7 protein-coding genes are annotated in these 11,677 nt (G+C 65.8%); all 7 read left to right on the top strand.

Going from position 1 to position 11,677, the window contains the following annotated elements; all coding sequences use genetic code 11:
- Positions 1–116: 116 nt before the first annotated feature.
- The gene (locus PO883_RS22355) at positions 117–542 is read left to right on the top strand and encodes a hypothetical protein (protein WP_289311710.1); all 426 of its coding nucleotides are present in this window, start codon (positions 117–119) and stop codon (positions 540–542) included.
- On the top strand, positions 543–1,010 hold the full coding sequence (locus tag PO883_RS22350; RefSeq protein ID WP_167084999.1) for a metallophosphoesterase family protein: 468 nt from the start codon (positions 543–545) through the stop codon (positions 1,008–1,010). It begins immediately after the preceding gene.
- A 61-nt stretch (positions 1,011–1,071) separates the two neighbouring features.
- Positions 1,072–2,565, top strand: coding sequence for a sodium:solute symporter (locus PO883_RS22345; protein WP_289311709.1), 1,494 nt, complete (start codon positions 1,072–1,074; stop codon positions 2,563–2,565).
- Positions 2,566–2,602: 37 nt separating this feature from the next.
- Positions 2,603–4,468, top strand: a complete 1,866-nt coding sequence (gene sppA / locus PO883_RS22340; protein WP_289311708.1) for a signal peptide peptidase SppA — start codon at positions 2,603–2,605, stop codon at positions 4,466–4,468.
- 295 nt (positions 4,469–4,763) lie between these two features.
- Positions 4,764–6,041 (top strand): efflux RND transporter periplasmic adaptor subunit, encoded by a 1,278-nt coding sequence (locus PO883_RS22335; RefSeq protein ID WP_289311707.1) that lies wholly within the window; start codon positions 4,764–4,766, stop codon positions 6,039–6,041.
- Positions 6,042–6,051: 10 nt separating this feature from the next.
- Positions 6,052–9,156, top strand: coding sequence for an efflux RND transporter permease subunit (locus tag PO883_RS22330; RefSeq protein ID WP_289311706.1), 3,105 nt, complete (start codon positions 6,052–6,054; stop codon positions 9,154–9,156).
- The coding region (locus PO883_RS22325; RefSeq protein ID WP_289311705.1) for an efflux RND transporter permease subunit at positions 9,153–11,677 on the top strand (2,525 nt) is incomplete at its 3' end. The genes PO883_RS22330 and PO883_RS22325, both read left to right, overlap by 4 nt.

The following is an 11,677-nucleotide window of genomic DNA, read 5'->3' as shown; positions in this document are numbered from 1 at the left end:
CGTCCCCCGTCAGCGCGCATCGCGCTATCCGCACATCAAAACTCGCCTCCTGCACGCAATCGCAAAATGGTGCAAACTTCAAGCTGTCGCCATGATCGTCCGAAAAGGAAGCCGCCATGCGTATGCTCACCGCCCTTGCGCTGTCCCTGGCCGTGCTCGCGCCCGCCACCCACGGCGCGCCGCTGGCGGCCAGCCATCCCATCCTCGGCATCTGGAAGCTGACGCTGCCCGACGGCAGCTGCTCCGAAACCTACCGCTTTCGCGGCGACGGCACCACGCTCGTGATCAGCGCCGCCGAGGTCTCGGAAAGCACCTTCGACATTCCCGCGAAGCCGAGCGCCGCCGGCTACTACAAGCTGGTCGACAAGAACGTCAAAGTCAACGGCAAGCCCGATTGCTCGGGCAAGGTCATGAAAACCGGCGCCACGGGCACCAATTTCATTCGTTTTCATCCATCCGGCTTCTTGTTCGTGATGTGCGCCGCCGAGTCCTTCGATGCCTGCATCGGCCCGTTCCGGCGTGTCGCGGGTAAGGGGGTCTGATTGCTGCGCATCGGCGTCCTATCGGACACGCATGGCTTGCTGCGTCCCGAAGCCCTGGCCTTCCTGGCCGGTAGCGACTTTATCGTGCATGGCGGCGACATCGGCAATGCCGCCATGCTGGCGCAACTGGCCGCCATCGCGCCCCTGACGGTCGTGCGCGGCAATAACGACACGGGCGAGTGGGCTGCCAGCGTGCCGCACAGTGCCACCCTGGCCGTGGGCGGCGTGCGCCTGTTTGCGCTGCACGATATCGGCCAGCTCGATGCGGCCGCGCTGCCCGATGATGTCAGGGTGGTGGTGTATGGCCATTCGCACCGCCCGCTGGCCGAACAGCGCGGCCCGCTGCTGTACCTGAACCCCGGCAGCGCCGGCCCGCGCCGTTTCAGCCTGCCCGTCAGCGCCGCCGAACTGCTGGTCGATGGCGACCGGGTGCGGGCCAACATCGTCGAGCTGATTTCCCGGCCTTGAGCATCTGCCCCGGCCCGGCTGGGTGTATATTGCTGCCGGTTCTATCATCCAAGGCAATGTCATGTCCCCGGCTTTACTTCTTTGCATCCTCATCGCTTACTTTGCCCTGCTATTGGGCGTAGCCTGGGCCACCTCGCGCAACGCCACCAACGACAGCTTCTACATTGGGAATAAAAGCAGCAACTGGAAGCTGGTCGCCTTCGGCATGGTCGGCACCACCCTGTCCGGCGTGACCTTCATCAGCGTGCCCGGCGCGGTGGGGCGCGACGGCTTCGGCTACATGCAGATCCTGATCGGCTACGTGATCGGCTACATCGCGGTCGCGTTCATCCTGCTGCCGCTGTACTACCGCCTGAAACTGACCTCGATCTACGACTACCTGAACCAGCGCCTCGGCCGGCGCGCCTGCCAGAGCGGCGCTTCCTTCTTCATTCTCTCGCGCCTCTTGGGCGCCACCGCGCGCCTGTACCTGGTCGTGAACATTTTGCAGGCCATCATCCTCGATAGCCTGGGCGTGCCGTTCTGGCTCACCACCCTGGTCATCCTGGCCATGATTTTGATGTACACCTACCAGGGCGGGGTCAAGACCATCGTCTGGACCGATACCCTGCAAACGAGCTGCATGCTGTTCGGGCTGGTCGCCTGCATCGCCATCCTGCTCGGCCAGATGGACCTGTCGGTCGGCCAGGGCCTGGCCCAGATGCAGGAGCGCGGCCTGTCGCGCATATTTACCACGTCCTTCGACAGTCCCAACTTCTACCTCAAGCAGATCGTGGCCGGCGCCTTCATCGTCCTCACCATGACCGGCATGGACCAGGAGATGATGCAAAAGACGATCTCCGTCAAGACCCTGGCCGATTCCCAGAAAAACCTGCTCAGCCTCACCGTGATCCTGGTCGTGGTGCTGTCGCTGTTCATGTTCCTGGGCGGCCTGCTGTACCTGTACGCGCCGCTGGCGGGCGTGTCCGCCAGCGGCGACAAGCTGTTTCCCGCCATCGTCATGGGCCACTTGCCGGTGGCGCTGCAAATCATCTTTTTGATCGCGCTGATCTCGGCCCTGTTCCCCAGCGCCGACGGCGCCATCACCGCGCTCACTTCGACGGCCTGCATCGACCTGCTTGGCCTGACCCGCCGCCACGACCTGGCGGAGCACGACAAGGTGCGCTGGCGCCAGCGCGTGCACCTGGGTTTCGCGCTGCTGTTCCTGGTGCTGGTGATGGCCTTCAAATGGGTCGACAGTCCCAGCATGATCGGCGTGATCCTGAAAGTGGCCAGCTATACCTACGGTCCGCTGCTCGGCCTGTTCGCCTTCGGCATCCTGACCCGGCGCACGCTCAGGGACTGCTGGGTGCCGCTGGTGGCCGTCGGCGGGCCGGTCATTTGCGCTTTCCTTGAATATAATCAAACATTGCTGTTGGGAAGTTATCGCCTTGGGCTTGAGTTGCTCATGATTAATGGCATATTGGTGTTTGCCGGCTTGTGGGCGATTTCCAGCCCTGGGTGCGCCCCGCATTTCGGACGGGACCCGGCAATTTCGCTTACAGTAGACGTTTAGCCTTTACCAACCCCCTCATTTTTCTGCCGGAGTACCGATGTCATTCAAACCCTTGTCTTCCCTTCGCCGTGGTTTCGGCGTGTTCTGGAGAGCGGTCGACAGCACGCGCCGGGGCGTCCTGAACGTGCTGTTCCTGGTCATCGTCGTGTTCCTGCTGATCGCCATGTTCGGCGGCGGCGGCGTCAAGCCGATCGCGAAACAGACCGCGCTGGTGCTCGACATCAAGGGCAACCTGGTCGAACAGCACAGCGGCAACGTGCGCGAGGCGATCATGGCCAACGCCGGCGCCGGCGAAGTACGCAGGTCGGTGCAGCTGCGCGACGTGCTCACCGTGCTCGATCGGGCTGCCAAGGACCCGCAGATCAGCAGCGTGCTGCTGCTGCTCGACGAGATGGATGGCGCCGGCCTGGCCATGCTCAATGAAGTCGGCCTGGCCATCGACCGCGTCAAGGCGTCCGGCAAGCCCGTCATCGCCTGGGGCAGCTCGTTCGACCAGCGCCAGTACAGCATCGCCTCGCACGCCACCCAGGTCTATCTGCACCCGATGGGCGCGGTCATGATCGAAGGCTTCGGCCGTTACCGCAACTACTACCGCGATGCGCTCGACAAGGTTGGCGTGACGGTCAACCTGATGAAGGTCGGTACCTACAAGAGCTTCGCCGAGCCGTACATTGGCAATGGCCCGTCGCCGGAGGCCGCCGAAGCGGACGCCTTCCTCTACAAGGCACTGTGGGCCGGCTACACCGCCGACGTCGAAAAAAACCGCAAGCTGCCGGCCGGCTGGATTGCCAAGAGCATCGAGAACCTTCCTGCCCTGATGGAAGAAGCCGGCGGCGACACCGGCAAGCTGGCCCTCTCCAGCAAACTGGTGGACGGCCTGAAAACGCGCGACGAAGTGCGCGCCTTGATGATCGCGCGCGGCGCCAGGGACGATGAAGGCACGAGCTTTCGCCAGGTTGCATTCGGCGAGTACCTGATGCGCACCACCCCGGATCTGATGGGCGAGGCCGTCGGCGTGATCGTGGCCGCCGGCGAAATCAGCGACGGCAATGCACCTGCGGGCTCGATCGGTGGCCTGTCCACCGCGAACCTGATTCGCAAGGCGCGCGAGGACAAGCAGATCAAGGCGGTCGTGCTGCGCGTCGATTCGCCCGGCGGCAGCGCCTTCGGTTCGGAACTGATCCGGCGCGAGCTGGAACTGACGCGCGCCGCCGGCAAGCCGGTGGTGGTGTCGATGGGCAGCGTGGCGGCGTCCGGCGGCTACTGGATTTCGATGGCGTCCGACGAAGTGGTCGCCGACCGCGCCACCATCACCGGTTCGATCGGCGTGTTCGCGATCTTGCCGACCGCCGAAAAAGTGGTCGACAAACTGGGCATCCACACTGCCGGCGTGACCACCACCTGGCTGGCCGACGCCTACAATCCAATGCGTCCGCTCGACCCGCGCTTCGCCCAGCTGATCCAGAGCAGCATCAACCATATTTACAGCGACTTCACCACCAAGGCCGCCGCGGCGCGCAAGACCACCCAGCCGAAGATCGACGAAGTGGGGCAGGGCCGCGTGTGGACTGGCGTGCAGGCCAAGGAACGCGGCCTGGTCGACACCATCGGCAGCTACACCGATGCGCTCAAGTCGGCCGCCAAACGCGCCAAGCTGGCCGACGGCTACCGCGTCGCTTACGTCGAGCGCGAGGTGTCGGCATTCGAGCGCGTGCTCACGTCCGTGTTCGGCGTGAGCGCCGCGCACGCGGTCAACATCGAGGTCAAACTGGGCCTGATGCCGACCGGCGTGCCATCGAGCGCCGTGGCCGAAGTGAGCAAGGAACTGGGTTGGCTGTCCGACATGGCCAAGGACCGCAAGCCATTTACGGCGGTCACTCACTGCATGTGCACGGCGCCCTGACGTTTTGCCGCTGTATCCGGATGGGCAGTCCATGCCCATCCGCCCGACCAGCCATCGATTTGTAGCGACTTTGTAACGCCATGTAGCCTGTTACAAAGTCGCCCCCGCTACCTCTTCTCCCTATGACAAGGCATCCTGCGCCAGGCATTCGCGCCCGGTGGCGGCGTGTGCATGTCCATGCAGCCCATGAATCGCCTGTTGTTGGCGCCCGCTGCTGTCTCCCCCGAAACATGCCGTTTACCTTGTCCGTGCTAGAGTTCCTTGAATAATCGTTGCAATCAAGACAAGGAAAAGCATGAGCCCATCACCTTCCCAGCCACGGCGCAGCCGCCGGGCCAAGATCATCGGTAGCGTGATTGCCGTGCTCGCCATGGCCGGACTGGGCGGACTGGCCTGGTACCTGACCCACCAGAGCCCTGCCAGCGGCCCAGGCGCCGCGCCGGGCGCGCCATCCGGCCCCGGTGGTGGTGGTGGCGGGGGCCGCGGTGGGCGCGGCGGCGGCATGGCGACCACGGTCGGCGTGGCCACGGCCGAACGCACCGACATCCCGGTCATCCTCGACGCCCTCGGCACCGTCACCGCCGCCGCCACGGCCACGGTGCGTCCGCAAGTGTCGGGCATCCTGCAAAAGATCCACTTCAGCGAAGGACAACTGGTCAAGGCCGGCCAGGTGATGGCCACCATCGACCCGCGTCCGTTCGAGATGGCGCTGATGCAGGCCTCCGGCACGCGCCAGCGCAACGAAGCGCAGCTCGATAGCGCCAGGGTCACGCTGGAGCGCTACCGCACGCTGCTCGCGCAAGACTCGATCGCGCGCCAGGAAGTCGACACGCAGGCCGCGCTGGTCAAGCAGCTGCAAGGCACCGCCATGAGCGACCGCGCGGCCGAAGGCGTGGCGCGCCTGAATTTGAGCTACACCCAGGTCAAGGCGCCGATCACGGGCCGGGTGGGGCTGCGCGTGATCGACATGGGCAACCTGGTCGGCAGCGGCGACGCCAATGGCATCGCCGTGATCACCCAGCTCGCGCCCATCGATGTCGCATTCGCGGTGCCGCAAGACCGCGTGCCGGACCTGCAAGGGCGCATCCGCGACAGCGCCAGCCTGGCCGCCACCGCGTTCGACCGCACCCGTACCAACTCGCTTGCCAAAGGCGAATTCAAGGCGCTCGACAACCAGGTCGATGTGCAGACCGGCACCGTGCGCGCCAAGGCGCGCTTCGCCAACGGCGACCAGGCGCTGTTCCCCAGCCAGTTCGTCAACCTGCGCCTGGAACTGCGCACCATCAAGGATGCCGTGGTGGTGCCGGTGACCGCGCTGCGACATGGCAGCACGGGCGACTTTGTGTACGTGCTCAATCCGGCCGAGCGCACGGTCGCGGTGCGCCCGGTCACGCGCGGCCAGGCCACGGTCGACAAGGTGGAAGTAAAAACCGGCCTGAAAGCCGGCGAGCAGGTGATCACCGAAGGCGCCGACCGTCTCAAGGATGGCGCCAAAGTGAGCCTGCCGACCGACAAGCCGGCTGCCGGTGCCGCTGGCGGACGTCGCCGCCAGCGCGAAGGAACGCCGAAATGAAGGGCGCGCGATGAATCCATCCGCTCCGTTCATCCAGCGCCCGGTCGCCACCTCGCTGCTGATGCTGGCGATCGTGCTGGCCGGCTTTGTCGGCTTCAAGTTCCTGCCGCTATCGGCGCTGCCGCAGGTCGATTTCCCGACCATCCAGGTGCAGACGCTGTATCCGGGCGCCAGCCCGGAAGTCATGGCGCGCACCGTCACCGCGCCGCTGGAACGCCGCTTCGGCCAGATGTCCGGCCTGCAGCGCATGAGTTCCACCAGCGCGTCCGGCGTGTCGATCGTCACGCTGCAGTTCGGCCTGGGGCAAACGCTCGACGTGGCCGAGCAGGAAGTGCAGGCGGCGATCAACGCCGGCGGCTCGCTGCTGCCGGCCGACCTGCCCGCGCCGCCGGTGTACGCCAAGGTCAACCCGGCCGACGCGCCGGTGCTCACCCTGGCCATCACGTCCGACACGGTGCCGCTGACCGAGGTGCAGAACCTGGTCAACACGCGCCTGGCGCTGAAAATCAGCCAGGTGGCGGGCGTCGGCCTGGTCACCCTGAGCGGCGGACAGCGGCCGGCGGTGCGCATCCAGGCCGATACCGGCGCGCTGGCCACCTACGGCCTGGGGCTGGACACGCTGCGCAGCGCGATCTCGGGCGCCAACGCCAACAGCGCCAAGGGGAACTTCGACGGTCCCACGCGCTCTTACGCGATCAACGCCAACGACCAGCTCCTGACCGTGCCCGATTACGAAAAACTGATCATCGCCTACCGCAACGGCGCCCCGGTGCGCCTGTCGGACGTGGCCAAGGTGGTCGACAGCGCCGAAAACGTCAAGCTGGGCGCCTGGGCCAACATGAAGCCGGCCATCATCCTCAACGTGCAGCGCCAGCCCGGCGCCAACGTCATCGCCACGGTGGACGCCATCAAGGCGCGCCTGCCCGAGCTGCAAGCGAGCCTGCCCGGCGCGCTGCGGCTCGACGTGCTGTCGGACCGTACCACCGGCATCCGCGCCTCCGTTACCCACGTCGAACTCGAACTGCTGCTGGCCGTGGCGCTGGTGGTGCTGGTGATCTTCGCCTTCCTGCACAGCGTGCGCGCCACCGTCATTGCCAGCCTGGCGGTGCCGATCTCGCTGATCGGCACCTGCGGCGCCATGTACCTGCTCGGCTACAGCCTGAATAACCTGTCCCTCATGGCGCTGACGATCGCCACCGGCTTCGTGGTCGACGACGCCATCGTCATGATCGAAAACATCGCGCGCTACATCGAAGAAGGCGAAACGCCGATGGCGGCCGCCGTCAAGGGCGCGGCGCAGATCGGCTTTACCATCATTTCGCTGACGGTGTCGCTGATCGCCGTGCTGATTCCGCTGCTGTTCATGGGCGACGTGGTGGGGCGCCTGTTCCGCGAGTTCGCCATTACCCTGGCGATCACCATCCTGATCTCGGGCGTGGTGTCGCTGACGCTGGTGCCGATGATGTCGGCGCGCTGGCTGCGCAGCCATGAGGACGAGAAGCCGGGGCGCATGGCGCAACGCACCCAGCTTTTTTTTGAGCGCGTGATCGTCCGCTACGGCCACGCGCTGGACTGGGCCCTGGCGCGCCAGGGCCTGACCCTGCTGGTGGCGCTGGCTACATTGGTGCTCACGGCCGTGCTGTATGTGCTCATTCCCAAGGGCCTGTTCCCGACCCAGGACACCGGCCAGCTCCAGGCGCGCGTGGAAATGCGCCAGTCGATTTCCTACGACCGCATGGCCGAACTGCAGCAGGCGGCCGGCAAGGCGATCCTGGCCGATCCCGATGTGGAGTCGATCAGCTCCAACGTCGGCGTCGATGCGGCCAACAACACCATGCTGCACACCGGCCGCATGCTGATCAACCTGAAACACGACAAGGCGTCCAGCCAGGCCGCGATCATGGAGCGCCTGCGCCGCCGCGTGGCCGACGTGGCCGGCGTCACCCTGTACCTGCAACCGACCCAGGACCTGACCATCGACGCCGAAAGCGGCCCGACCCTGTACCGCGTCTCGCTCGAGGGGGCCGACAGCGCCACCGTCAGCCAGTGGGCGGCGACGCTGGTCAAGCAGCTCCAGCAGAACAGGCAGGTGACGAACGTGGTGACCGACGCCGGCGCCACCGGCGTCTCGGCTTTTGTGAGCATCGACCGCGATACCGCCTCGCGCCTGTCGGTCACGGCGGCCTCCATCGACGACGCCCTGTACAGCGCCTATGGCCAGCGCATCGTCTCAACCATCTTCACCGAGACCAACCAGTACCGCGTGATCCTGGAAGCCCAGCGCGACCCGCACATGTCGATCGCCGCGCTGGGCCAGTTGCCGATCAAGACCGGCTCCGGCAAGACTACGCCGCTGTCGGCGGTGGCAAACATCAGCGAGCAGCCGGCACCGCTGCAAATCACCCACGTGGCGCAATACCCGGCCACCACCATCGGTTTCGACACCGCGCCCGGCGTCTCGCTGGGCCAGTCGGTCGAGGCGATCCGCGCCGCCGCCCTGGAGATCAAGCTGCCGGCGTCGGTCAGCATGACCTTCCTCGGCGCAGCGGGCGCCTATCAAGCGTCGTTGTCGAACCAGCTGTGGCTCATCCTGGCGGCCGTGGTGTGCGTCTACATCGTGCTCGGCGTGCTGTACGAAAGCTATGTGCATCCGCTGACGATCCTGTCCACCTTGCCGTCGGCCGGCGTGGGCGCGCTGCTGGCGCTGATGATCAGCGGCCAGGACCTGGGCGTGATCGGCATTATCGGCATCATTCTCCTGATCGGCATCGTCAAGAAGAACGCGATCATGATGATCGACTTTGCCATCGAGGCGGAGCGGGAGCAGGGCATGGCCCCGCGCGAGGCGATCCGGCAGGCCGCGCTGCTGCGCTTTCGCCCGATTCTGATGACCACCCTGGCCGCGCTGTTCGCGGCGGTGCCGCTCATGCTCGGCTGGGGCGAGGGCGCCGAACTGCGCCGCCCACTGGGCCTGGCCATCTTCGGTGGCCTGATCGTCAGCCAGATGCTTACGCTGTTTACGACGCCGGTGATTTACCTCGGCTTCGACAGCCTGGCGCAGCGCTGGTCGGGTAAACATGCCACCGCCCTTACCGCAGGCGAGGGGACCAGGTGAACCTGTCCGAGCCATTCGTGCGGCGCCCGATCGCCACCGTCCTGCTCACGCTCGGCATCGCGCTGGCCGGTATCGGCGCGTTCTTCGTGCTGCCGGTCTCGCCGCTGCCGCAGGTGGATTTCCCGACCATCTCGGTGAGCGCGTCGCTGCCGGGCGCCAGCCCCGACACCATGTCGACCAGCGTGGCCACGCCGCTGGAGCGGCGCCTGGGCGTGATCTCCGGCGTGAACGAAATGACTTCGTCGAGTGGCAGCGGATCGACGCGCGTGAGCCTGCAGTTCGATTTGAACCGCAAGATCGATTCCGCCGCGCGCGAAGTGCAGGCGGCCATCAGCGCGGCGCGCGCCGACCTGCCGTCCACCCTCAAAAGCAATCCGACCTACCGCAAGGCCAATCCGTCCGACGCGCCCATCATCATCCTGGCGCTGACGTCCAAGACCAAGTCGCCGGGCCAGATTTTCGAGTCGGTATCGAACCTGGTGCAGCAAAAACTGGCGCAGGTGCAGGGCGTGGGCGACGTGGAAATCGGCGGCGGCTCGCTGCCGGCGGTGCGCGTCGAATTGCTGCCGTATGCGCTGAACCGCTACGGCGTCTCGACCGAGGATGTGCGCGCCGCGATCCAGTCGACCAATGCCAACCGGCCCAAGGGTGCGATCGAAGGCAATGGCATGCGCCTGCAAATCTACTCGCAGGCCAGCACCGCCACCGGCGGGCGTAGCGCGGCCGACTACCGCAGCCTGGTGGTCGCCTGGCGCAACGGCGCCGCCGTGCGCCTGGACGACGTGGCCGACGTGATCGATGGCGTCGAAAACGTCAATACACTGGGCCTGTTCAACGGCCAGCCGGCGGTGATCGTGCTGATCACGCGCCAGCCCGGCGCCAACGTCATCGAAACGGTGGACGGCGTGCGCGCCCTGATTCCCTCGCTCCAGGCGCAGCTGCCGCAAGACGTGAAGCTGGAAGTGGCGTCCGACAGCACCAACTCGATCCGCTCCTCGCTCGCCGAAATCGAGCTGACCCTGATGATCTCCATCCTGCTGGTGGTGCTGGTGGTCAGCCTGTTCCTGCGCAGCGTGCGCGCGACCATCATCCCGGCGGTGGCCACGGTGGTGTCGCTGCTCGGCACCTTCGGGGTGATGTACATGCTGGGTTTTTCCCTGAACAACCTGTCGCTGATGGCGCTGACCGTGGCCACCGGTTTCGTGGTCGACGATGCCATCGTGGTGCTGGAAAATACCGCCCGCCACATCGAAAACGGCATGGACCGCATGAAGGCGGCGCTGCTGGGCGCGCGCGAAGTCGGCTTTACGGTGCTGTCGATCAGCCTGTCACTGGTGGCGGTGTTCATTCCGCTGCTGTTCATGGGCGGGCAGGTGGGCCGCCTGTTCCGCGAGTTCGCCGTGACCTTGTCGGCGGCGGTGATGATTTCGCTGGTGATTTCGCTCACCACCACGCCGATGATGTGCGCCTGGCTGCTCAAACCCGCCGACCGTGAGCGCCAGCCCGGCCGCCTTGCGCGCTGGGCCGAGCGCGGTTTCGACCGCATCCACAAAGCCTACGAGCATTCGCTCGACTGGGCGTTGGGCAGCATCGCGCTGGTAATGCTCATTTTCGTATTCGTGATCGGCCTGAATGTGTATCTGTTCAGCGCCGCGCCCAAGGGCTTCTTTCCACAACAGGACACGGGCCAGATCAGCGGCGGCCTGCGCGCCGACCAGAGCATTTCGTTCCAGGCCATGCAGGCCAAGTTGAAGCAGCTGGTCGACATCATCCGGCGCGACCCGGCGGTGGCCACGGTGGTCGGCTTTACCGGCGGCGCGCGCGCCGGCGGCGGTTTCATGTTCATCAACCTGAAACCGGTGTCCGAACGCAGCGACGGCGGCCAGGCCGTGATTGCGCGCCTGCGCCCGCAACTGGCCAAGGTCACCGGCGTGTCGATGTTCCTCAACCCGGTGCAGGACTTGCGCATGGGCGGGCGCCAGTCCAACTCGACCTACCAGTACACCTTAAAGAGCGACAACCGGGTCGACCTCAAACTGTGGGCCGGCAAGCTGGCCGATTCCATGAAGCGCCAGGGCGCGCTGGTCGATGTCGATACCGACCAGGCCGAAAACGGCGTCGAGATGTTCGTCCAGATCGACAAGGACAGCGCCGCGCGCCTGGGCATCAACCCGCGCGATGTCGACAATGCGCTGTACAACGCCTTCGGCCAGCGCCAGGTCAGCACCATCTACGATGAACTTAATCAGTACAGCGTGATCATGGGCGTGGCGAAGCGGTACCAGCAGTCGCCGGAAGCGCTGAACGACGTGTACCTGCCCTCGCGCGGCACCGCCAGCGCCGGCGGCGCGGCCACGTCGCCCAACACCACCGCCGCGCGCGATCCATCCAGCGGCCAGGCTTTGAGCGGCGCTGCCACCACCATGGTGCCGCTGTCGGCGATTGCCAGCTTCGCCGAAGGCTCCACGCCGACCTCGGTCAACCACCAGGATGGCGAGCTGGCGACGACCGTCTCGTTCAA

This window comes from Massilia sp. DJPM01 (assembly GCF_030348125.1).
In the GTDB taxonomy this organism is placed as follows: Bacteria; Pseudomonadota; Gammaproteobacteria; order Burkholderiales; family Burkholderiaceae_D; genus Telluria_A; species Telluria_A frigida.
Note: the sequence above shows the minus strand (reverse complement) of the source record. Positions and strands in the feature narration are given on the sequence as shown.